This window comes from Nocardia sp. CA-119907, from assembly GCF_050955995.1.
Classification (GTDB): Bacteria; Actinomycetota; Actinomycetes; order Mycobacteriales; family Mycobacteriaceae; genus Nocardia.
On the sequence record NZ_CP192091.1, the window covers coordinates 4,040,471 to 4,067,041 of the forward strand.

A 26,571-nucleotide genomic window follows, 5' to 3' on the forward strand; every position below is an offset into this window, starting at 1 on the left:
TCCGAAGGACCCCCGTCATGGCCCTACCCGCAACTCTGTCCGGTCGCCTCACACTGCCCATCGTGGGATCGCCGTTGTTCATCTCCTCTGGGCCCGAGCTGGTGATCGCTCAGTGTCAGGCCGGAGTGATCGGTTCCTTCCCCGCCCTGAACGCCCGCCCCGCCACACAGCTGGCGGACTGGCTCGACCGCATCACGGAGGAAAACGCTTCGTATGCGGCCGCCAACCCAGATGCCACGGTGGCGCCGTTCGCCGTGAATCAGATCGTCCACCGCACCAATGACCGCCTCGACCACGACATGGAGGTGATCGTGAAACATCGAGTGCCGATCGTGATCACCTCCCTCGGGGCGCGCCCGGAGATCAACGAGGCCGTCCACTCCTACGGCGGAATCGTTCTGCACGACGTGATCAGCGATGAGTTCGCGCGCAAAGCCATCGACAAGGGCGCCGACGGCATCATTGCCGTGGCCGCCGGCGCCGGCGGCCACGCCGGCACCCAGTCACCGTTCGCGCTCGTTCAGGAGATCCGCGAATGGTTCGACGGGCCGGTGCTGCTGTCGGGTGCCATCGCCCACGGTCGATCCATCCTCGCGGCCCAAGCCGCTGGCGCTGATCTCGCATATGTCGGTTCGGCGTTCCTGTCGACAGCCGAGGCTGTCGCGGCTGCGGACTACAAGCAGATGATCGTGGAGTCCACGGCCAGGGATATCGTCTACACAAACTCGTTCACCGGTGTCCATGGCAACTATCTGCGCGGCAGCATCATCGCCGCAGGCCTGGACCCGGACAACCTTCCCCAGTCCGACCCGTCGGCCATGAACTTCGGCTCCGGCGGCAACTCGGGCGCCAAGGTATGGAAGGACATCTGGGGCGCTGGGCAGGGCATCGGCGCGATCAAGGAAAACCTCACCGTCGCCGACCTGGTGGCCGTCTTCAAGGCCCAGTACGACGAGGCGGCGAGGGCTCTCGCCCACAAAGCGCTGAGCGTCGACAGTGTCGCGCAGCTCGCCTGACCGGCGCGCACGTTAGGACTGGAGACGCAATATCTCCATGATCGGCCCTGTCATCGCTACCTTCGGCTCGGAGCAACTCAAACGTGTCAGCCGACCGGATAGGTGTCGACCTGTCTGCGAGCGAGGTGCGGAATGATTTCGCCGATTCCCGGCATCCGGAAGTGCTCGTATTCGCGGTGGGCGGCGACGCCCTCGGCGTCGGTGTAGCGCCCGAGACCACCAGATGCGCTGGGTCGTCGACGTTTTGGAAGTACTCGTAGGACAGGTTGGCGGGTTCTTCGAGGCTGGCGGCGCGCAACCGGGCGAGCAGTAGCGAGCGCACGGTCCGGGGTTGCCGGGCGACCACGTGCGGGTGGCGCTGCCGGAAAATACCTTCGAGATCGTCCGCGTCGATCTCGAAGTCCTGTCGCCCGCCAAGCGGCGGTGGACTCGCCCCGAAGCCCCGTCGGTGCACGAGCAGCAGCGTCCACCGTGCGGACAACGATTGCAGCCCGGTCCAGGTTGTTTTCGGCCCGGCCACCGTGTACGAGTGCCACCGCCGGTCCGGTCCCGTGCTCGAGGATCGTGAGAGCTTGCATGACCATGAGTCTGGCAACATCGCGCCGATTGCGTTGGGGCAGAGGCGATGCGGACGGTGGTGAGGTTCATGGTTCGCTGTCGAGGCACGGGTTGGGTTCGAGCGCGCTTGTTCCTCATGCCTGAATGTTGCAACACCTATCACCACAACTGGAACGATCTGCGTCGGATGGTCGGCTATTTGTTTGGTGCGTATGCGAGGAATCTCGGTGATCCCGGCTAGCAGGATTCATCATTGAATTGTGCACTGAGAGTGAAACGTTCGCGTCCACACCTGCCAGGGCCTTGTCGATGAACCGATCGATGCGCTGTCGCCGACAGGGCAGCACCGGCCGCCGCGGCCCTAGCGCGGGTTGCTTCTCGGTCGAGGCCGGAGCTGGCGCCGCTGCTCGCGATTCGGACCGCATGCCGGTCGACGGGCAAGTCGCGACCTACACGACCTCGGCACTTTGAGGGACCAACTGGTCTCGTCTCGGTGTGGCAGAAGGGGAATCACTGATCGGCTCCAGCTATGATCGCGGTGATCACAACGCTGAGGATCGAGAGATCAAGCCTTGCCCGGGTTATCGCCGCGAGGATGGTGGCGAACAGCCAGGGAGCGAACATTGGTTGCGGATACTGGACAAAACCGGAGGCTGCGGAAGTGTTGAGGGCGTCGAGATTCACGTACAGTGTGAGACATAAAAGGCCGGAGTCTAGTAGCATTAGATGGATGTGGCGCAACGGGTTTCCCTATATCACGGGCGCAGAAGGTTGCCACATGCAGTTCCGGCACGTGAACGTGTGAGCCTCTTGTCTTTTGAGGGGCAGGATAATGTCCGAAGCAGCAGCCGCCCGGGCCGGACTCAACTTCGGAATGAGATCCCGAACCCGAGGTTGGGGTGCGGGAATCAGCCGCTTCGATAACGCGGATCTTTTAATACGGACATATCGTACGTAGCTCGATGTCCTGCGTGGTCGCTGTCGACCTCGCGTGAACAGGGGGTTTCTGGACGTCTACCCGCTTGCGGCGCCAGATCCTCGTGTCGCCGTTACGACGAATTTTTGCAAAGTTTCTCGGCACGCTCGGTGGTAGGGCTTGTTGTGCCTATGGAGCGGCTACGATTTCGAGCTGTCATCAGTGAGGTCGTGCGCTTCGGCGGGCGCATGACCGCAGCAGCGGATGGACGCTCGCTTGAACGTCGGTGAAGTGCATATGCAATTGCATCGGTAAGGAAGAAAACACCTACGGGAAGTTCCGGGCACGGACGGGTCTTTGTTGCGCGCTGCTCCTGTTTCTCGGAATTCGAGGAGGGGTTAAACGATGAGTCGGAATTCAGCCACACCTGCCGACCGAGATCCGGATCTGATTCCGCTTTCGAGGGCGCAATACGGAATGTGGCTCGCGGACAACCTGCCCGGCGGCCCGAACGTCAATATCGCACACTACGTCGAGATCGAGGGCCCTGTAGCCTACGACCTGTTCGTCAAGGCGGTGCACGACGCCGGCCACGAGACCGAGTCTCTTATCGTCCGGGTGGTCGAATCCGGCGGTCAGCCGTATCAATTCGTCGACCGCAGCATTGTCTACGACGAGCCACTGCTGGATCTCAGCGCCGAAGCCGATCCGTACGCAGCGGCGATGGAATGGATGCGCCGTGACTACAACACCAAGGCTATCGACCTGGCCCGGGACCGGCTCGCCGCGACGCGGCTCATCCGGATCGGCGAGGACCGGTATCTGTGGTACGCGCGCGCCCATCATCTGGTGATCGATGGCTATGGCGCGGTCAACACCGTGAGCCGAATGGCCGAGCACTACAACGCGCTGCTCGAGGGCAGGCCGCCGGCTCGGCTGGCGGCGGCCCGGCTGGCGGACATCATCGCGGCGGAGCGCCGATATCGTATGAGCCGCCGGTTCGACACCGATAGGGCGTACTGGCTCGACAAGGTCGCCGATCTGCCGCCGACGACGAGTCTGTCCGGTCGCACCGCCAAGTGGAGCGAAAACGACCGCTTCGCCGGTCGGCCGCTGCCGTCGCGGTTGACGGCCATGCTCGACCGTTTCGCCGTCGACCAGCACGCATCGACCGCGCAAGTGGTGGTGGCCGCGTTCGCCGCGTTTCTCGCCCGCATGACAGACAGCGACGACGTCGTCTTATCGCTGCCGGTGACCGGACGTCTGACGATGCCCATGCGGAACGCCGCCGCGATGTTGGCGAACATGGTGCCGATCCGATTCGCCGTGGACGCGACGACCACCGTCGAAGGGCTGATTCGGGCGTCGGTGTCCGAGCTCGTCCTGGCGATGCGGCACCAGCTCTACCGGTTCGAGGATCTGCGCCGCGAGTCCAACGCGTTGGACGCGGCCGCGACCTCATTCGGTCCGATCGTCAATATCTTGTTCTTCGATTCCGAGATTCGGCTCGGTTCGGCGGTCGGCCGCTACCGCGCACTGACGTCCGGTGCCCTGGACGACCTGCAGCTCAATATGTACCGCTCCGGGGCCGACGCGCCGCTGCTCATCGAATTGCACGGCAACGCCAACCTGTACCGGCAGGACGAACTCGACCTGCACATCAGTCGATTCGTCGACTTCCTGCACCGCATGATGGATTCCCCTGTCGACACCCGCTTGGTCGACATACCGCTCGTCGATCCCACCGAGGAGCGGCGCGTGCTGGGCGAACTCGCCGGCCGCGACGGCGTGGCGAGCTCTGCGACGCTCGTCGATCTGCTGACACGACAGGCCGCGGCCACCCCGTCCGCGGTGGCCGTCACGTCGGGTACGACCGCTCTCACCTACCGTGAGCTCGACGAGCGCTCGAACCGGTTCGCCCGCAAGCTCATCGCCCTCGGCGCTGGGCCGGAATCGCTGGTGGCCATCGCGATGCCGCGCGATGCCGATCTGATCGTCGTCGCTCTCGCGGTGCTGAAGTCGGGCGCCGGGTATCTGCCGCTGGACCTCGCGCACCCGCTCGATCGGCTCGACTACGTGCTGAACGACGCCGATCCGATCGCTGTGGTGACGAACCGGAGCATGCGCGATCAGGTGCCCGGCAATGCCGGCTCCGTGGTGCTGTTCGATGACGACTCGGGTGTGGACACCGCTCGTCCGATCACCGATGCCGACCGCACTCGCCCGCTGCGCCTCGACAACGTCGCCTATGTCATCTACACCTCCGGATCGACGGGACGGCCGAAAGGCGTGCCGATCACTCATCGCGCGGTCGCCACCTACCTGACGAACGCGTGTACCGAAATCGGCGTCCGCGCCGGCGATGTGTGGACGTTGTTCCATTCGTTCGCGTTCGACTATTCGGTGTGGGAGATCTTCGGTGCGCTGGTTACCGGCGGCCGGGTGGTCGTGGTGGACGGCCCTGTCACGCGTTCGCCGGACGACGTCGTGCGCCTGGTGGCGCGCGAGAAGGTGAGCATCTTCAGCCAGACCCCCTCGGCATTCCAGCAATTCGCGGCCGCGCGACAGCGATATGCGGAGGCCGGGGAGCCCGACGGTGAGGTTTGCTTGCGACTGGGCGTTCTCTCGGGCGAAGCTCTCGATCCGGCGGGTTTGTCGGACTGGTACGAACACAATCCGAACCCGCCCGTACTGGCCAACAGCTACGGCATCACCGAAACCACCGTCTTCGTCACCTATCTCCGGTTGACACCCGATAGCGCCGCGCCGGGCGCACCGAGCACGATCGGCCCACCGCTGCCGGGCTTGCGCGTCTACATCCTGGACGAACGATTGCGCCCGGCGCCGCTGGGAGCCTGGGGTCAGATCTATATCGCGGGAACGCAACTCGCCCGCGGCTACCTCGGCCGCCCCGGGTTGACCGCGGGCCGCTTCGTCGCCGACCCGTTCGGCGAGCCGGGCCGGCGTCTGTATCGCAGCGGCGACGTCGCTCGACGAAATGCCAAGGGCGAGTTGGAATATCGCGGACGCGCCGATCAGCAGGTGCAGCTGCGCGGGTTCCGGATCGAGCTGGACGAGATCCGCAGTGCGCTGCTGAGCCACAGTGCGGTCTCGACAGCGGTCGTCATCGTGCACCTGCCGGGCACGCAAGCGGCCCGGCTGGTCGCCTACGTCGTGCCAGCGGTCGACGCGCTCTGCGAGCCCGAGGTGCTGCGTGCGCACGTCGGGTCGATGCTGCCGGAATACATGGTTCCGGCCCACATTGTCGTTCTGCAGGCGTTGCCGCTGACCGTCAACGGCAAAATCGACTATCGGGCGCTGCCCGAGCCGGCGGTCGGTTCGACCGCGGCGTACGTAGCGCCGAGCACCGTCGTCGAGGAGACCATCGTCGACGTCTTCGCCGAGGTCCTGGGCACTGCGAAGATCGGCGTGCTGGACAACTTCTTCGAGTTGGGCGGCAATTCGCTCACCGCCACCAGCGCTTCCGTGCGGATCGCCGAGCTGACCCGGTGCGAGGTATCGGTGCGCGAGCTGTTCGGCAAGCCGACCGCTGCCCAACTCGCCGTCCATATCGAAGCCGGTCGGCATTCCAGCCGCCCCGCCCTGCGGGCGCGGCCACGCGTCGAGCCCATACCGCTGGCGCCCGCGCAGAATCGGATCTGGTTGATCAATCAGGTCGACCCGGAGTCGGCGGCGTACAACATTCCGCTGGTGCTGCAGCTGACCGGACACCTCGACACCTCGGCGCTGCGCTCGGCGCTGACCGATGTGATCGAACGGCACGAATCCCTGCGAACCGTCTATCCCGCCGTGAACGGTCAAGGGACGCAGGTGATCCTGTCGGCCGAGCAGGTCGCCGCCGATCTCGATTCGACCCCGCAGCTCACCGATCCCGACGATTTCGACAACCGGATCCGCGAGCTGGCCGCGACCGGGACCGATGTGCGCCGACGGCCGCCGATCCGGGTCGCACTGCTCGCATCCACCGACCAGCGCAGGCACGTCTTGGTCGTCGTTCTGCACCACATCTGCTGCGACGGATCGTCGCTGGTACCGCTCGCCGCCGATTTCGCGGCGGCCTACCGAGCGAGGTCGCAGGGACACGCCCCGGATTGGCGACCGCTGACCGTGCAGTACGCCGACTACAGCGTCTGGCATCGCGATGTGCTCGGCGACGAAAGCGATCCGGACTCGTTCGCAGCACGCCAATTACATTACTGGACAGAGCAATTGGCGGGTGTGACTCGACCGCTGGAACTTCCCGCCGGCCGCCGTCGGCCGGCTCGCCGGTCCATGCTCGCGGACATCGTCGACACCGTGCTGCCCGCCGAGATGTGCGCCGGGATCGAACGCGTGGCGCGCACGGCGAACGTCACGACCTTCATGGTCGTTCATGCCGCGTTGGCGGTTCTGCTCGCCCGGCTGTCGGATTCGGCGGACATCACCATCGGGACGCCGGTCGCGGGCCGCGGCCAGCGCGCGCTGGAACCGCTCATCGGCATGTTCGTCAACACGGTGCCGCTGCGCACCCAGGTGCGCGGCGACGAATCGTTCATGGAGTTTCTGACGCGAGTCAAAGACATCGACATCGAGGCTTTCGCCCACGGCGACCTGCCGTACGAACGCGTCGTGGAAGCGGTCGATCCGACGGCGTCGGCAGCGCACGAACCGCTGTGCCAGGTGTACCTCGCCTTCGACAATATGGACCGCCCGAGCCTCGAGCTGTCCGAGCTCACTGCGGAGATCTTGGATCCGGGACCGCAACCGGCGAAGGTCGACATCATTGTCACCGTCGCCGAGAATGCCAGGGCGGCAGGCGATCTCGCACTGCGGGTCAACTACGCGACCGACCTTTTCGATCGGGGGACGATCGAGGAATTCGCCGCGCGACTGAATCGGATCCTCGAGTCGGTCGTGTCGAATCCGCTGCAGCGAGTGAGTGCTGTCGATCTGCTGTCGACGACCGAGCGAGCCGCGTTGGTGCCCGCGTCGGGCGGCCGTGCCGAGGCGCCACGGGTGCTGGCGGAGTTGCTGACGGTCCAGGAACCGGATGCCGCGGCGATCGTGTCGGGAGAACGCACGGTGTCGTACCGGGAGTTGGATGCCCGGTCGAATCAGCTGGCCCGGTTGCTGATCGAGTGGGAGATAGGCCCGGATGATCAGGTCGCGCTGGTGATGGCGCGGTCGGTGGAACTCGTGGTGGGGATGTGGGCGGTGGCGAAGGCGGGTGCGGCATTCGTCCCGGTGGATCCGCGGCATCCGGCCGAGCGAGTCGCGCTCATGGTCGCGGATGTTCGAGTGGCGTTGACGGTGGAAGCAACCCAGGGGCTGCTTCCCTCCGCGGTCGAGCGATTGATTCTCGACGATCCGGGCACCGAGGTCTGCATCGCGGCCCGATCCGCGGCCGCCGTGACGGACGCGGATCGGATCCGCGCCTGCCGTGCCTCCAACGCGGCGTACGTGGTGTACACCTCGGGGTCGACGGGTGAGCCGAAGGGCGTCACTGTGACGCACGAGGGCTTGGCGAATTTCGCCGCCGAACAACGTGAACGCTATCGGATCGACAGTTCCGCGCGGGTGTTGCAGGTGGCGGCTCCGGGCTTCGATGCGTTGGTTCTGGAATTGCTGATGGCGCACCCGAACGGTGCGGCCCTGGTGGTGTCGCCGCCGGATGTCTTCGCGGCGGATCGGTTGGCGGAATTGATTCGCACGCAACGGGTTTCGCATGCGTTCATCACACCGAGCGTGCTGGCCACGATGTCGCCGGCCGATGTGGATTCGTTACAGGTATTGGTCGCGGGCGGGGAAGCGGTGTCGGCGGAAACGGCCGCGGCGTGGAGTCCCGGCCGTCGGCTGTTCAACGGGTACGGGCCGACCGAGACCACGATCATGGTCGCGATCAGTGATCCGCTGTGCTCCGGTGCCCGCGTCACGATCGGTGGCCCGATCCGCGGTGTCGAGGCGCTGGTATTGGACGCGAATCTAGGGCCGGTACCGGTCGGGGTGACGGGACAGCTGTACATCTCCGGTATCCACCTCGCCCGCGGATATCTCGGCCGACCCGCGGACACCGCGTCGGCATTCGTGGCCGATCCGTTCGGTGCGGTGGGGGCACGCATGTACCGCACCGGCGACCTGGTCCGCTGGACACCCGAGCACACCCTCGAATACATCGGGCGCACCGACTTCCAGGTGAAGATCCGCGGCCAGCGCATCGAACTCGGCGAAATCGAAGCCGTCCTCGCCGGGCATCCAGCGGTGGCGGCCGTAGTGACGGTCAGCATTGCGACGGAGAGCGGACCGCGGCTTGCCGCCTATGTGACGCCGGCAATGGATGCCGTCGACGTCACGGAGTTGACGGCCTATGCCACGCAACGCCTTCCGTTGCACATGGTTCCGGACGCGGTGACGGTGCTCGACGCCCTACCGCTGACATCGGTGGGCAAAGTCGACCGTCTCGCGTTGCCGGCACCGGTGTTCGGCGGTGAGACCGCCGAGTTCGTCGCGCCACGCGACGCGGCCGAGCAGATCGTCGCCAATGTGTGCGGCGCTGTTCTGGGCATTGATCGTGTCGGTGTCCTCGACAACTTCTTCGATCTCGGCGGCAACTCGCTGTCGGCGACGCGGGTAGCCGCGCGGCTGAGCGCTGTATTCGGCGTCGAAATTCCGCTGCGCACCGTGTTCGACGCGCCGACCATCGCGGCATTCGCGGCGGATCTGCGGGCCATCGACGCACCCGGGCGGGAACCGCTGATTCCGCAGGAACGCCCGGCGCGGATCCCGCTGTCTCCCGCCCAGGCCCGCATGTGGTTTCTCAATCAGTTCGACACGGGCTCGGCGCTGTACAACATCGCCCTGGTCGTGGACATGTCGGGCCCCTTCGACGTAGCCGCCATGCATGCGGCGATCGCCGATGTGCTCGACCGGCACGAAGCTCTCCGGACCGTTTACCCGGACAGCGACAGCGGACTGCACCAGTTGATCGTGCCGGTGCAGGCGGCACTTCCCCCGCTGGAGCCGGTCGAGGTGGCGGCGGCAGATATCGAGGCGCGCATCGCGGCGGCCGCCGCGGCCGGATTCGACGTCACCCGCGAGGTTCCTTTCCGAATCACATTGCTGCGCAGTGCATCCGATCAACACACCCTGGTCCTCATCGTCCATCACATCAGCTTCGACGGATCCTCGCTCGCACCGCTGGCCGCGGACCTGATGACCGCCTACAACGCCCGTACAAAGCACGTGGCGCCGCAGTGGTCGCCATTGCCCGTGCAGTACGCGGATTACGCTCTGTGGCAACGGAAATGGCTCGGCACCGAGGACGACCCGAACTGCCCGGCCGCCACCCAGATCGAGTATTGGCGAGCTGCTCTGGCCGATCTGCCCGAAGTGCTCGACCTACCCACCGACCGTCCGCGCCCGGCGCGGCAATCGTTCCGCGGTGCGACGGTGTCGGCGACACTGCCCGCCGACCTCGGTCGTGCCCTGGTCGCCCTGGCCCGCAGCCGCGATGTCACGGTCTTCATGGTGCTGCACGCGGCGTATGCCGCACTGCTGGCCAGGCTTTCGGGAACCGGTGACATCGCCGTCGGCACGCCCATCGCCGGTCGCGGCGAACCGGGACTCGAGCGCCTGGTCGGAATGTTCGTCAACACCCTGGTGCTGCGGACGCGCATCGAACCCGGCGCGTCCTTCGTGGACATCCTGGAACAGGTCCGGGCTACCGATCTGGCGGCCTTCGACCACGCCGACATCCCGTTCGAGCGCCTTGTCGAAGTGCTGAATCCACCACGCACGGCGGCTCACGCGCCATTGACGCAGGTGGGTTTCTCGTTCCACAACATCGAGATTCCCACGGTGCGGTTCGAGGGACTGACGGTATCGGCTCGGACGGCCGATCCGAGCGTGGCCAAATACGATCTGCATCTGAATCTCGTCGACACCGCGGAGCGCGACGGTGCACCCGGCGCGATGGCAGTCGAATTCAGTTACGCCACAGATCTTTTCGATGAGGCAACGATCATTTCGATGATCGACCGGTTCGTGCTGCTGCTGCGTGCGATAGTCGCCGATCCGGCGCGCGCGGTCGGCGACATCGAGCTGCTGACCGCGCACGAGGCGCGCGCGCTGGCCGTGCGCGAAACCGGGGGGACGATGCCGCCGTCGTCTGCGACGATCGCTGACCTGTTCGCCGCGCAGGCCGCGGCGACACCGGACAACACGGCAGTGCTCGACTCCGAAGACGGCACGCGACTCAGCTACCGAGAGTTCGCGGCAAGGGTGAATTCGCTCGCGCGCTCGTTGATCGGACGCGGAGTTGGCCCCGAAACCGTTGTGGCCGTGGCGATGCACCGCTCCATCGACCTACTGGTCACACTGTATGCGATTCACGCGGCCGGCGGGGCCTACCTGCCCCTGGACCCGGATCACCCGCTCGATCGCGTGCGCGCCGTCCTCGCTGCCGCGCGACCGCGGGCGGTGCTCACCCGTCGGTTCGACGACGTGAATCTGCCCGAAGACGTCCCGGTATGGGCGCTCGCGGAACTCGACGGCGAGTACCAAGATGCGTCTCCGGTGACGGACGCCGATCGGCTCGAGCCGCTGCGTCCGGCGAACCTGGCGTATGTCATCTATACCTCCGGCTCGACCGGGGTACCGAAGGGTGTGGCGGTACCGCATGCAGCGGTGGTCAATCAACTCCGCTGGATGCACGAGCACTACCGACTCGGCGACGACGTCATGCTGTTGCGGACTCCGATCACCTTCGACCTGTCGGTCTGGGCGTTGTTCTGCCCCTTGACATGTGGTGCGAAGTTGGTTGTCGCGGGTCGCAACGGGAGCGATCCGGATGCGATGGCCCGATTGATAGCCGAATATCACATAACGACAGCGGATTTCGTGCCGTCGTTGCTCTCGGTGTTCTGCGAGACGGCCGCCGGCCGCCGGTTCCCGGACCTGCGGCGCGTGCTGTGCATCGGTGAGGCGCTGCCGGCCGAAATCGTCCGCCGTTTCCGAGATCTCAGCGACGCGCGCATCGACAACCTGTACGGGCCGACGGAGACCGCGGTCAGCGTCACCGCGCATCGCATCGACGGGATCGACGGCTCTGCGGTGCCGATCGGGGTGCCCGAGCCGAATGTCATCGTGCACGTGCTGGATTCGCGGCTGCACCCCGTTCCGGTGGGAGTGACCGGTGAGCTGTATCTGGGCGGCATCCAGCTGGCCCGCGGATACCATCAACGTCGCGATCTGACGGCGGCGACCTTCGTCGCCGACCCGCTCGACGGCGCGCACGGATCTCGCCTGTACCGCACCGGCGACCTTGTCCGCTGGGACAAGGGCGGCACCCTGCACTATGTCGGCCGCGCCGACGATCAGGTGAAGATTCGCGGGCTGCGGATCGAATTGGGCGACATCGAGGCAGCCCTGCTCGCGCACGAACAGGTGACCGCGGCCGTCGCGCGGGTGCATTCCGGCCGCGACGAGCAACGCTTGGTCGCCTACGTGGTCACTCCGGAGACATCGGACACCAAGCAGATTCGACGCCTCCTGCTGGAGCGACTGCCCGCCTATATGGTGCCGTCCGCGATCGTTCGGATCGACGCGGTCCCACTCACGGCGAACGGCAAGGTCGACTACCGCGCGCTGCCTGTTCCGGACCTGAACGATCATGCGGAATATCGCGCGCCGCGAGGGCTCGTGGAGCAGGTCGTCGCCGAGGTTTTCGCCGAGTTGCTCGGCGTGCCGACGGTCGGTGCGGACGACGACTTCTTCGACCTCGGCGGGAATTCGCTGGTCGCCACGCGGGCGCTGAGCCGGATCGGCGCCGCGGTCGACGCGACCGTACCGGTGCGAATGATATTCGAGGCGCCCACTGTCGCCGAGCTGGCCGAGCGCATCGCGCACCTGCGAGGGGTGCCCGGCCTGCCGGCCCCGACGGCGCAGCCGAGACCGGACCGTCTGCCGCTGTCGACTGCGCAGGCCCGGATGTGGTTCCTCAATCAGTTCGATCCGGATTTGCCGGGATACATTGTGCCGCTGGCGATTCGCCTCGACGGAGTGCTCGATGTCGATGCGCTCGCGGCGGCCATCGGAGATGTCGTCGAGCGGCACGAGAGTTTGCGCACCGTGTATCCGGCGGTCGACGGCACACCCACGCAAGTGGTGCTGGACGCGGCCGATATCGTCGCGGGCTGGGACCTCAGCCCACAGCGGATCGATGAGCGCGAGCTGACACATCGGCTGGCCGCATTCTCGAACACCGGATTCGATGTGTCGAAGGGCGTGCCGGTGCGGGTCGCGCTGTACCAGCTGCCGGACACGGCCTGGGTCATCGCGGTGGCCGTGCACCACATCAGTTGCGACGGTTATTCGGTGGCGCCGCTGGCCGCCGATATCGTGACGGCCTATCGGGCGCGGACCGCCGGAAACCTGCCGGACTGGGCGCCGCTCACCGTCCAATTCGCCGATTACTCCCTGTGGCAGCGCGAGGTGCTGGGCTCGCCGGACGACCCGGATTCGCCCGTGTCCCGCGATATCGCTTACTGGCGAACCCGACTCGCGGGCATACCCGAACTGCTCGAGCTGCCTGCCGATCGACCGCGCCCGGTGCAGCAGAGTCACCGCGGCGAGCTGATCCACATCGAGATTCCCGCGCATGTGCACAGCCGAGTGGAGTCCCTGGCCCAGCGAGCCCGGGCGACGACGTTCATGGTGGTACATGCGGCGCTCGCGGTGCTGCTGTCACGGCTGTCGGGCAGCGACGACGTCACCATCGGCGTGCCACATGCGGGTCGCGGCCACCGAACGCTCGACCATCTGGTCGGCATGTTCGTCAACACCTTGGTCCTGCGCACCCGCGTCACACTCGATCAGACGTTCACCAGTCTGCTGGATGCGGTGCGGCACAGCGACATCGAGGCCTTCGACCACGCCACTGTGCCATTCGAGCAGCTGGTGGAAACGCTCAATCCGGCACGGTCGACAGCGCACACGCCGCTGTTCCAAGTCATGCTCGCCTACCAGAACATGGTGCGGGCGCGCGCGGAACTTCCGGGTCTCACCGTCGAGAATATCGATCCCGGCGACAGTGCCGCGATCTACGACCTGCTGCTCATGATGACGGAGGAGCACGGCCCGGACAACGAGCCGACCGGCATGACGCTGCGCCTGACCTATGCCACCGACCTGTTCGACGCGGATTCCGTACAGCGTTTCGCCGACCGGTTCGTTCGCCTGCTCAACGGCGTCGCGACCGACGCCGACGCTCCGATCGGTGAGCTCGATCTGCTCGATGGCACCGAGCGGCAGTTGGTGCTCAAGCATTGGAACGACACCGGCGACCCGATATCAGTGGGCCGAACCCTCGTGGACGCCTTCCATGAACAGGTGGAACGCACCCCGGATGCTCCGGCGATTCGGCTTCCGGACGACGACGCGCTGACCTACCGGGATTTCGCCGCCCGCGTCAATCGGCTGGCCAGGTGGCTCATATCGCGTGGTGCGAAGCCGGAAACCGTTGTGGCCATAGCCATTCGGCGCTCGGTCGACCTCGTGACGGCCCTGTATGCGGTGCTCGAGGCGGGTGCCGCGTTCCTGCCGATCGACCCGAATCAACCGAGCGAGCGAATCGCCGGTGTGCTGGGTGCAGCGCGACCGCTGATGATGCTCACGACATCAGCGGACGGCGACGCACTGCCCGAGGGATTCACTTCCGTTCGCGTCGATCGGCTGGATCTGGCCGAGCTGTCCGGCGCCCCGATCACGGACATGGAACGGTGTGCACCGCTGCGGCCGGACAATGTGGCCTACGTCCTGTTCACCTCCGGCTCCACCGGCGTTCCCAAGGGGGTGGCTCTGACCCATGCCGCGACCATGAGTCAGCTGGCATGGGCACAGCAGCAGTGGCCGCACACCGCGGCCGACACGGTGCTGTACAAGACGCCGATCACTTTCGACATCGCCGTGTGGGAGTTGTTCTGGCCGTTGCAAAGCGGCGCGCACATCGTGGTTGCCGAGCCCGACGGGCACCGCGACCCGGTCTACCTCGCGCAGGTCATCGCGAGCCGAAACATCAGCACCGTGCACTTCGTCCCGTCGATGCTCGATGTTCTCCTCGAAGCGGTCGGTGATACCGAATTGCCCTCGATCCGACGGATATTCGTCGCTGGCGAGGCGCTGGCGCAGCACACCGTCGACGCCGCGTTGCGCGTGTTCACCGAGGCAGAGGTGGTGAACTGGTACGGCCCGGCCGAGGCGGAGGTAGTCACCGCCCAGCGCTGCCTGTCCGGTGTGACGATTCCCGCGACGGTCCCGATCGGCGCGCCCGTGTCCGGTATGCGGGTCTACGTGCTCGACAAGCGACTGCAACTGGTGCCGGTCGGTGTTGTCGGCGAGCTGTATATCTCGGGTGTGCAGTTGGCGCGCGGTTATCACGGCCGCGCCGACCTGACGTGCACAGCCTTCGTCGCGCATCCGTTCGGCGCGCCGGGGGAGCGGCTGTATCGCACCGGCGACCTGGTGCGGTGGGCGGGAACCGGAGAGCTGGATTTTCTGGGCCGCAGCGATTTCCAGGTGAAGGTCCGCGGTCAGCGGGTGGAGCCGGGGGACATCGAAGCGGCGGCCTGCGCGATACCGGAGGTTGCTCGTGCCGTTGCTGTCGCCACCTCGCAGCGAATCGTCGCCTATGTGACGCTCGCGCCCGGAGCGGTGACCGATGGCCGCGCGATTCGCAACCAGCTGACGCGCACGCTGCCGTCGTATCTGGTTCCGGCTTGCGTCGAGGTGCTCGCACAGCTGCCGCTCACTCCGAACGGCAAGCTCGACCGAGCCGCGTTGCCGCAGCCGACATTCGATGACGGCGAGGAGTTCGTGGCGGCGCGCACCGAACGCGAAGCGGCACTGGCCGATATCGTCGCCACCATCACGGGCGGCGACCGGGTGAGCGTGCGGGCGAACCTGTTCGAGATCGGTGTCGACTCGCTCTCGGCCGCCCGGATCGCCGCGCGCGCCGAGGCGGCGCTCGGTGTCCAGGTCGGTATCCGCGATATCTTCGAGGAGCCGACGATCGCCGGATTGGCGGCACGCCTGGCGCCGCGCACGCGGTCGGCGCTGATACCGCTCGTGCCGCGGCCGCGCCCGGCGACGATCCCGCTGGCGGCGGCGCAGCGACGGTTGTGGTTCATCAACCAGTTCGATACCGCCTCGGCGGCCTACAACATCGGTCTCGCGGCCCGGTTGACCGGCGCGCTGGACGTCGACGCGTTACGTGCGGCGTTCGAGGACCTGGTGGCCCGGCACGAGCCACTGCGGACGGTATATCCCACGGTCGGCGGCGAACCGTGTCAGGTCATGCGGGATGTGGCGACAGTAGTCGATGGCCTGGCACTGGATGCGGAGCCGGTCGCCGACGAAATCGTGCTCGGCGAGCGGATCCGGCAGACCATCGAGACGGGCTTCGATGTCGCGGCAGCGGTGCCCGTGCGGGCGCGGCTGTATCGCACCGGCCCTGACGAGCACATTCTGGTGCTGGCCGTTCATCACATCGCCGCCGACGGCTCGTCGATGGCGCCACTGGCTCGCGACGTGTTCGCCGCCTATCACGCGCGGGTGAAAGAACGAGCGCCGCAATGGAAACCGCTACAAGTCCAGTACGGCGACTATGCGTTGTGGCAGCGGGAGATGCTCGGCGCCGAGGACGATCCGTCGTCGGTGCTCGCGCGCCAGATCGCCTACTGGACCGAGGTTCTCGCCGACGCCCCCGAGCTACTCGACCTGCCGACCGATCGACCTCGGCCCGCGACCATGTCGATGGTCGGTGGCAGTGTTCGCTTCGGCATACCGCAGCGGCTCCACGACGAGGTCGTGCAGCTGGCCCGTCGAGAGGGCGTGACCGTCTTCGTCGTGCTGCATTCCGCACTCGCAATCGTCTTGGCGCGCACCGCGCATACCGACGACGTATCGGTCGGCACGCCCGTAGCGGGCCGCGGCATCCCAGCGCTGGACGATCTCGTCGGCATGTTCGTCAACACCGTGGTGCTGCGCACGTCGGTCCGCGACGACATGTCGTTCCGCCACCTTGTCGCGGAGGTGCGCGGTGTCGACCTCGAGGCGCTCGCGCACGCGGATCTGCCCCATGAGCGACTGGTCGATCTGCTCGACCGGCCCCGGTCGACGGCGTATACGCCGCTCTATCAGGTGCTGTTCGGCTTGCAGAACGCCTCGGCGGCCCGGTTCGAGCTGCCGAACGTCGATGTCGAACTGCTCGATCCCGGAATCGCCCAGGCCAAGACCGACCTCACGGTGTTGCTGACCGAACGCATCGACGGGCACCGACCTGCCGGTATCGAGGGCGAAATCATCTATGCCACAGATATTTTCGTCGAATCGACCGCGGCATCGCTGGCCGAGCGGTTCATCCGCGTCCTCGATGCAGTGGTCTGCGATCCGACGCGGCCGGTGGGCGATATCCCGCTGATCGGCACCGAGCAGGCCGAACGGCTGGTCCCGGCGCGCGGCAGCGCCGCCCCCGCGCCGCGTCTGCTTCCCGATCTGCTGGCCTCGGCCGTGGCAACCACCCCCTCGGCGATCGCCCTGATCGACGGCTCCCGGACCCTCACCTACATCGAACTCGACCATCGTGCGAATCAGCTTGCGGCACAGTTGCTTTCCTGCGGCGCAGGGCCGGGAACGTGCGCCGCGCTGGCCGTGCCGCGATCGGCCGACTACCACGTCGCCATGTGGGCGATCACGAAGACCGGCGCCACCTTCGTACCGGTGGACCTGCGCTATCCGCCGGAGCGGATCGCCTACCTGATGCACGACTCCGGTGCCGAAGTCGGCATCACGGTCGCGGCCGCACGCACAGCCCTGCCGGACGACGTCCGCTGGCTGGTGCTCGACGAGCCGCGTACGGCCGCCGATATCGCCGAACGTCCCCGCCACGCGGTCACGGACGCGAACCGCCCACGCGCACTGCGGATTCGGGACGCGGCATACCTGATCTACACGTCGGGTTCGACCGGGACGCCCAAGGGCGTGGTGGTTACCCACGAGGGGCTGGCGGCCTTCGCGGCCGAGCAGCGCGAGCGCTACCAGGTGGACGGCACCTCGCGCGTGCTGCAAGCTGCGGCACCCGCCTTCGACGCGGTCCTGCTCGAAGCGTTGATGGCGCACGCTGCCGGCGCGGCGCTGGTGGTGTCGCCGCCGGAAGTACTCGGCGGTGCGGACCTGGCCGCGCTGATCCGAGCGCATCAGGTGACGCATGCGTTTCTGACACCGAGTGTGCTGGCGACGATGTCGCCGGCCGAGGTGGATTCGGTGCGGATGCTGGCGGTCGGCGGTGAAAAGGTGGCGGAGGATCTGATTGCCGCCTGGGCAGCCGGTCGACGATTGCACCACATCTACGGTCCGACCGAGACGACGATCGTGATCACGATCAGTGATCCTGTGCACCCGGGCGAGGTGCTCACCATCGGCGGACCGATCCGCGGTGCGGAGGCCGTGGTGCTGGACGCGCGGCTGCGACCGGTACCGATCGGAGTAGCGGGGGAGCTGTACTTCGCAGGGACCGCGCTGGCGCGCGGCTACCTGAATCGCCCTGCGACAACGGCCAGTTCGTTCGTGGCGAACCCCTACGGTGTGCCGGGGTCGCGGATGTATCGCACCGGCGACATCGTCCGCTGGACCACGCAGGGCGCGCTGCAATACATCGGCCGCCTCGATTTCCAGATCAAGATTCGGGGCCAGCGTGTCGAGCTGGGCGAGATCGACGGCGCGCTGCTCACGCATCCAGCTGTCGCCACCGCGGTCACCGTGAGTCGTAGGGGGCCCGGCGGGCATTCTGTGCTCGCCGCCTACATCACGGCCGAAGCCGGAGCGGTCGCCGATCCGAGCGCAGTACTCGATCACGCGGCGGCCGCCCTGCCCGCCCACATGGTGCCGGCGACGATCACGGTGCTCGACCGCCTGCCGCTCACCTCGACGGGCAAAGTGGATCGAGAAGCGTTGCCGGAGCCCGTCTTCGAGACCACCCAGGACGGTGCCGCCGCGACATCGACCGAACTGGAACGCGCCGTCGCGGCCGCCTTCGCGGACGTCCTCGGCGTCCCGACGGTGGGCGCGACAACCTCCTTCTTCGCGCTCGGCGGCGATTCCATCATGTCGATCCAGTTGGCCTCGCGGCTGAAGGCGGCGGGCATCGGCGTGACGGCTCGAGACATCTTCGAGCGCAAGACAGTTCGCGGCCTGGCCCAGGTTGCGCAGGCCGCCGAGCGGGCGTCGCTCGCCGAACTGCCCGGCGGTGGTGTGGGCGAGATTGCGTTCACGCCGATCGTGTCCTGGTTCGTCGAGGAACTCGGGGCACCGGCTCGGTTCGCACAGTCGATGCTGGTGCGCTTGCCGCGTGACGTGCGCGTCGATGACGTGTGCTCGACCGTGCGGGCAATCGTCGGACACCACGATGCGCTGCGCTCGCGGCTCGACGCCGGACACTGGGAGGTGCTGCCACCGAGCGCTGCCGATACCGCCGGTTCGGTGTCCGTCCGGACCTTCGGTGCCGGCGAGGCGCCGGGTAGTGCCGGCTTCACCGCCGTGGTGGAGGCGGCGTCCACCACGGCGTTCGACCGGCTCGACCCGGCGGCGGGCAGGATGGTGCACGTCGTGTGTCTGCTGCCCGAAACGGGCGTCGACGCGCAGGCTCGCGCCCTCATCGTGATCCATCACCTGGCAGTCGATGCGGTGTCGTGGCGGATTCTGCTGCCCGACTTCGCGACTGCGTGGCAGCAGATCACCGAGGGACGGCCGGTCGAGTTGGCCGCGCCGGGCACTTCTATGCGTCGCTGGTCGGCCGCGTCGGTCGCCGCCGCGGCAGCGCGCGCCGGCGAATTCGAGCTGTGGCATCGGATCTGTTCGGCACCCGATCCGTTGCTCGGACATGCGGATCTGGATCCTGCACTGGACACCCAGTCGACCGTGCGTCAGCTGACCGTGTCGCTCCCGGCCGCGGTTACCTCGGCGTTGGTCGATGGGGTGCCCGAAGCCGTGCGCGGCAGCGTCGACGATGCGCTGCTGGCCGCTCTGACCGTGGCCCTGACCCGCTGGCGGCGGCGGCGTGGCATTGCGCATGCTGGCATGAAGGTCCTGCTGGAGGGGCACGGTCGCGAGGAGCAGATCGCCGAGGGCGCGGACCTTTCCCGGACCGTCGGCTGGTTCACCACTCGATATCCGGTGGCGCTCGACCTGAGTGGTGTCGATACCACTGATGTGCGCGCTGCGGTGAAATCCGTGAAAGACCAGCTGCGCGACATCCCGGACAAGGGGATCGGTTACGGTCTGCTGCGCCATCTCAATACCGAGACGGCCGAGCGGCTCGCGGCACTGCCGGAGCCGCAGATCAGTGTCAACAATCTCGGGCGAACCGGCATCGATCTCACGGCACTGTCGGATCTGGCATGGGTTCCGACCGACGAATCCTTCGACGGACGGGCCGCATTCGATCCGGATATGCCGGCGGCGGCGGTCCTCACGATCGACGTCAACATCGTCGACGCGGCGGCGGGACCCGAGCTGTCGGCCTACGTCGGCTACGCCTCGCGGTTGCTCGACCACGACGACGTGGCCGAACTCGTCGAAGAATGGGTCGATGTCCTGACCGCCATCGCGGCCGACGCGAACCAGGACTGGGGACTGACTCGGGCGGACGTTCCGCTCGTCGAGGTCACCCAGCGCGAGCTGGAGGACTTCGCCGACCGGTATGGACGATTGAGCGACGTGTGGCCGTTGGCGCCGCTGCAGGCGGGGCTGCTGTTCCACGCCGAGGTCGCCGCGGGCCGGGTCGACGTCTATATCGCGCAATCGGTGCTCACGCTGTCGGGCGCGGTCGACGAGCACCGGCTCGAGCGCGCCGCGCAGACCCTGCTCGCACGCCATGGCAACCTGCGGGCCGCCTTCACCCGAACCGCCGAAGGCGTTCCGGTACAAGTGATTCCGGCCGATACAGCCATTCCCTGGCGCAGCATTACGCTGTCCGACAGCGCATCGGGCCTGGACGAGGTGACCGATGCCGAGCGGGTGGCCGGGTTCGATCCAGCTGATCCGCCGCTGCTGCGGTTCGTGTTCGTTACGGTGGCGCCGCAGGACTTCCGGCTGATATTGACCGCCCATCACCTCTTGCTCGACGGCTGGTCGCTGCCGCTGCTGTGGCGTGAACTGATCGGCCTGTACGCGGTGGACGCACAGCCGCAACTGTTGCCCGATGCGGTGCCCTACCGCGACTACCTGGAATGGCTGAACCGGCGCGACCACAGCAGAAGCGTCGAGGCGTGGCGGGATGCGCTGCGCGGTGTCGCCGAGCCGACGCTCGTCGCCGATCCGCACACCGATACGACCGCGACCATCCCGATCGATCTACCGGTCGTTCTGGATCGCGCCGCGACGGCCGCGTTGGTGGAATTCGGCCGGACACACGCGGTGACGATGGCAACGATCGTCCAGTTCGCTTGGGCTGTGGTGTTGAGCAACCTGCTCGGCGCCGAACGTGTGGTGTTCGGCAGCACCGTGTCCGGCCGTCCGTCCGACGTGTCCGGGGTCGAGTCGATGATCGGTCTGTTCATCAATACGATTCCGGTCGTCGTCGAGGTGCGCCGGGACCGGACCATCGAGGACGCGCTGACTCGAGTGCAGGCCGACAACACCCGGTTGCTCGACCACCACTACCTCGAACTACCGCAGATCTTGGCGGCCGTGGACGCCGTGTCCCTGTTCGACACGCTGGTCGTGTACGAGTCCTACCCGGTCGACAGCAGCGGATTGGGCGACGCCGACATCGATGGCATGCGGGTGGTCGCGGCGGAAGGTCGCGACGCCGCGCATTATCCGATCACCGTGCAGGCGCACCACACCGACCAACTGCACATCCGCCTGCGCTACCAGCGGGACCACATCGACGACGAGACTGCGTCCGGTCTCGCCGCCCGGCTCGACATCGTGCTGCGCGCGATCACGACTGATCCGCACGCGCGGCTGGATTCGGTCGATCTGCTGTCCACGGTCGATCGGCGCGAATTGGTGCCCGCCACGGGTGGCAGTGCCGCGTCGCCGCAGCTGCTGGCGGAGTTGCTGGCCGCGGGTGTGAGCGTGAATCCCACTGCGACAGCGCTGCTTTCGGGTCGGCGGACAATGTCCTACGCCGAGTTGGATGCGCGGTCGAACCAGCTGGCACGGCAGTTGATCGAGTGTGGTGTCGGCCCCGGCGACCAAGTCGCGCTGGCGCTGGGCCGGTCGGCGGAGTTCGTGCTCGGCCTGTGGGCGACGACCAAGACGGGTGCGGCGTTCCTGCCGATCGATCCGCGCAATCCGGCCGAGCGCGTGGCACACATGATCGCGGACTCCGGTGTGCGGGTCGCGCTCACCGTCGAGGCATCACGGGATCTGCTTCCCGATGCGGTATGCCCGCTGGTCCTCGACGATCCGGACATCGAGACCGCTCTCGTGGCGCAGTCCGCGGCCGCCGTTACCGACGCCGATCGCCTGCGTACGCCACAGATCCGGGATGCGGCGTACGTGACCTACACCTCGGGGTCGACCGGAATCCCGAAGGGCGTCGCGGTCACCCACGAGGGGCTGGCGAATTTCTCCGCGGTGGTGCGTGACCGCTTCGGAGTGGACACCGATTCGCGCGTGCTGCAGGCGGTCGGTCCCGGGTTCGATGTGATGGTCCTCGAAGTACTGCTGGCACATGCGAACGGGGCATTGCTGGTGGTGGCGGCGCCGGACGCATTCGCCGGCGACGCGCTGGCGGAATTGATTCGGGCGCAACGGGTATCGCATGCGTTCCTCACCCCGAGCGTGCTGGCCACCATGTCACCGGACGGTATGGATTCGCTGCGAGTGCTGATGGCCGGCGGCGAGGCGGTGACACCGGAACTGGTCTCGGTGTGGGAACCGGGCAGACGGCTGCTCAACGGGTACGGACCGACCGAGACGACGATTCTGGCCGGGATCAGCGGTCCGCTGTACCCGGGCGATGTGGTGACGATCGGCGGACCGATCCGCGGCGTGGAGGCCGTCGTGCTCGACCCGTGGTTGCGGCCGGTGCCGGTCGGGGTAGTGGGGGAGCTGTACCTCGCCGGCATCCAGTTGGCGCGCGGGTATGTGAACCAGCCTGCGACCACCGCGGGTTCCTTCGTGGCGAATCCCTTCGGCGCGGCGGGGTCGCGTATGTACCGCACCGGCGATCTTGCCCGCTGGACCTCGGACCACGCAGTGGAGTACCTCGGCCGTCGTGATTTCCAGGTCAAGATTCGCGGTCAACGCATCGAACTCGGCGAGATCGAGGCCGTGCTCGCCGAGCATCCCGGGGTCGATCACGCGGTGGTCGTGTTGCGCACCGACGAGCGCGGCACCGATCGGCTCGTCGGCTATCTGCTCGGCGACGGACGCATCGATCCGCGCGAGGTCAAGGCCGCTGCTCGACGTCATCTGCCCACGCACATGGTGCCCGACGTACTGATGCCGCTCGCCGAGCTCCCGCTGACCGCGACCGGAAAGCTGGATCGGGCGGCATTGCCGACGCCGGAATTCCCGGCCGAGCGGGAATGGGTCGCCCCGAGTACCGACACCGAACAGTGCGTCGCGGACGTTTTCGGCGACGTCTTGGGTGGCGGCGGAGTGGGCGCAGCGGACAGCTTCTTCGAGCTCGGTGGTAATTCGCTGTCGGCGACGCGCGTGGTCGCGCGATTGCGCACGGCACTCGGTGTGCGGGTTGGTATTCGGGACCTGTTCGACGCACCGACAGTCGCCGAACTGGCCGCGCATCTCACCACCGCCGACCGGAACCTCGACGTACCGCTGACACCGCGTACCCGCCCAGCGCTGGTACCGCTGTCCCCAGCGCAGCAGCGGATGTGGTTCCTCAATCAATTCGACACCTCGGTCGGCGCATACAATATTCCGCTGGTGATCCGGCTGCGGGGCGAGCTCGATATCGATGCGCTGCGGCACGCGTGCGGGCTGGTCATCGACCGGCACGAGTCGCTGCGAACCAAGTTCCCGATGATCAATGGGACGCCCTGTCAGGTCATGGTCGGCGTCGACGAGGTGGCACCGGGTCTGACTCCGATCCAGGTCGATGAACAACATGTGCTGGAGCGGGCGGCGGAGGTGGCCTCTACGGGCTTCGATGTGACCCGAGAACCTCCGGTGCGAGCCGAGTTGTTCGCCCTCGGCGACCGTGATCACGTGCTGGTGATCTGCGTGCATCACATCTGCGCCGATGGACAGTCGATGATGCCGCTCGCGCGGGACGTGGCCGTGGCCTATGAGGCGAGTAGGCAACGGACACAACCGAACTGGTCGCCCCTTCCGATCCAGTACGCCGACTACGCGCTGTGGCAGCGTGAGGTGCTCGGCGACGAAAACGATCCGGACTCACTCGTCTCCCGGCAGCTGCGATTCTGGACCGACCACCTCACCGGGCTGCCCGAACTGCTCGAGCTGCCGACCGACCTGCCCCGGCCGCCGGTGCCGTCCATGCACGGCCGCGTGGTCGATTTCGAGCTGTCCGCGGAGTTGCACGCCCGCATCGATGCCCTCGCCCGCACGGCCAACGCGACGGTGTTCATGGTCCTGCACGCCGCCTTGTCCGTGCTGCTGTCCAGGCTGGCCGACGTCGACGATGTCGCTGTCGGCACACCGGTGGCCGGCCGCGGCGACCGCGAACTCGACGATCTGATCGGCATGTTCGTCAATACGCTGGTGTTGCGGTCGCGGGTCTCGTCGCGGCAGTCGTTCGCCGACCTGCTCGCTGCCACCCGCGAGACGGATCTCGCCGCGTTCGCCCATTCCGATGTGCCCTTCGAAGAGGTCGTGGAGGCGGTCAATCCGCGGCGGTCGACCGCGCACATGCCGCTCTATCAGGTGACGCTCGACGTCCAGGATCTCGGCGCGGCCGCATTGGAGCTGGCGGGGCTGACCGTCGAACCGATCGAGAACGGCTTCGACCAGGCCCGCGCGGATCTGAACGTCAAGCTCGTCGAACGGTTCGGTGCAGGGGGCCGGCCGGCCGGCATGGTCGGACGACTGACCTTCGCCACCGATCTGTACATCGAGCAGACGATGACTCGGTTCGCGCACGCGTATACCCGGCTCCTCGAGCAGGCGACGGTGAATCCGGCTGTCGCCGTGGGTGATCTCGACATCGTGGATCCCGACCAGCGGCGCGAGATGCTGGCCGCTGCCGGAGTCGACGGCGTCGCGGTCGCGGATGTGACCCTGGCCGAGCTGTTCACCTCCCGCGCCGCGGCGCAGCCGGATGCGGTCGCGGTGACCGCTGGTGTGTCGCAGCTGACCTATGCGGAGCTGGATCGGCGCGCCACCCAACTCGCCGTTCGGCTCACCGAGCGCGGTGTGGGGCCGGAAACCCTGGTGGCAGTGGCATTGCCGCGTTCGGTCGACTTGGTCGTGGGCTTGCTCGCCGTTGTGCGCGCGGGCGCCGGATATCTGCCGCTGGATATGGCGAACCCGCCGCAGCGATTGCGCTTCATCCTCGACGACGCGCGTCCGGCCGCGGTGTTGACCTCGGTCGAAATGGCAACGGACGTACCGGCATACGCGGCACCGACGGTACTGATCGAAGAATCCCGGGCCGCGATCCCGGACTGTCCGGTGCCCCCGACCGCGCGACCGGACAACCTCGCCTACGTGATCTACACCTCCGGGTCGACCGGCACCCCGAAGGGAGTGGCCGTCAGCCATCGCGAAGCCGTCACATTGTTGACCCACGCCGCTGAACGATTCGACTTCCACCCCGACGACGTCTGGACGATGTTCCATTCGTACGCTTTCGATTTCGCGGTGTGGGAAATGTGGGGCGCGCTGCTGACCGGAGGCAGGCTGGTCGTCGTCGACTACAACACCTCTCGGTCGCCGGAGGCCTTGGTGGAACTGGTGGCGCGCGAGCGCGTCACGGTGTTGAGCCAAACTCCTTCGGCCTTCTACGGATTCGTCGACGCGGAGCGCCGATATCGCGAATCCGGTCGCGGCTGTGGCGATCTCGTGCTCCGGTATGTCGTCTTCGGTGGCGAGGCATTGGATGCGGCGCGGTTGACCGGCTGGTTCGCCGCGCATGCCCCCGGATCGCCGCAATTGGTCAACATGTACGGGATCACCGAGACAACCGTGCACGTGACATTCGCCGAGGTCGATGACCCGAGCACAGCCAAAATCGGCGCACCGCTGCCGGGGCTGCGCGTCTATGTGCTCGACGACCGGCTGCGGCCCGTACCGATCGGGGTCCGTGGCGAGATCTATATCGCCGGAGGGCAACTCGCGCGCGGCTACCTGCGGGCTCCGGCGTTGACAGCGAGCCGATTCGTGGCGAACCCGTTCGATCCGAGCGGCGGCCGGTTGTATCGGACGGGCGATGTCGGCCGCTGGCGCGAGACCAGCAGCGGGCTGGAGTTGATCTACGCCGGCCGGGGCGACGCCCAAGTTCAGTTGCGCGGGTACCGGATCGAGCTGGGCGAGGTGGAGTCGGCGCTGCTACGGCATCCGTTGGTGTCGCGGGCCGCGGCGGCGGTGCACCGCCACGAGCGCGACATCGATCAGCTGATCGGTTACGTCGTCGGCACCGATGGGCAGCGGATCGATCCAGGCGAGGTCCGGGCGGCCGCCGCTGAGGTGCTGACGAGCTACATGGTGCCCTCGGTGGTCATGGTCCTGCCCGATCTGCCGTTGACCATCAACGGAAAGCTGGATCGAAAAGCTTTGCCCGCTCCCGATTTCGACGGAGCGGTATATCGGTTCGTCGCACCGCGGACTCATACCGAGAAAGTGATCAGCGATGTGTTCGCGCAGGTCTTGGGAACACCGCGAGTCGGGGTGATCGACGGATTCTTCGATCTGGGCGGCAACTCACTGCTGGCCACCATGGCGGTAACAGAGTTGCGGACTCGTGGTGTGACACTCGAACTGCCCTGGATGTTCGAGGATGCCACTCCGGCGGCATTGGCGCGCAGGGCCGACGAATCGGACGGCGACTCGGGCCTGAAGGTGCTGCTGGCGCTGCGCGCGAGCGGATCCGAGCCA

At 66.9% G+C, this 26,571-nt stretch carries 2 protein-coding genes and 2 pseudogenes; 3 read left to right on the top strand and 1 reads right to left on the bottom strand.

Features of this window, described 5'->3' with window-relative positions:
- Nucleotides 1-17: 17 nt before the first annotated feature.
- Complete coding sequence (locus ACQP2D_RS17775; RefSeq protein ID WP_433684797.1) at nt 18-1,016, top strand: NAD(P)H-dependent flavin oxidoreductase; 999 nt, start codon at nt 18-20, stop codon at nt 1,014-1,016.
- Between the two features lie 1,068 nt (nt 1,017-2,084).
- Here ACQP2D_RS17775 and ACQP2D_RS17780 read toward each other — a convergent pair.
- Nucleotides 2,085-2,258, bottom strand: coding sequence for a hypothetical protein (locus ACQP2D_RS17780; RefSeq protein WP_433684798.1), 174 nt, complete (start codon nt 2,256-2,258; stop codon nt 2,085-2,087).
- Between the two features lie 637 nt (nt 2,259-2,895).
- On the opposite strand from ACQP2D_RS17780, the pseudogene ACQP2D_RS17785 reads away from it, so the two are divergent.
- Together ACQP2D_RS17785 and ACQP2D_RS17790 are read left to right on the top strand one after the other, a co-directional pair.
- Nucleotides 2,896-9,192 (top strand): annotated as a pseudogene (locus tag ACQP2D_RS17785) (amino acid adenylation domain-containing protein); the annotation flags it as partial.
- Nucleotides 9,169-26,490, top strand: a pseudogene (locus ACQP2D_RS17790) (non-ribosomal peptide synthase/polyketide synthase); the annotation flags it as partial. The pseudogenes ACQP2D_RS17785 and ACQP2D_RS17790, both read left to right, overlap by 24 nt.
- Between the last annotated feature and the right edge of the window lie 81 nt (nt 26,491-26,571).

Bases quoted from the DNA above. Each gene is read 5' to 3' on its own strand.
- ACQP2D_RS17775 (WP_433684797.1), top strand. From the start codon at position 18: ATGGCCCTACCCGCAACTCTGTCCGGTCGCCTCACACTGCCCATCGTG.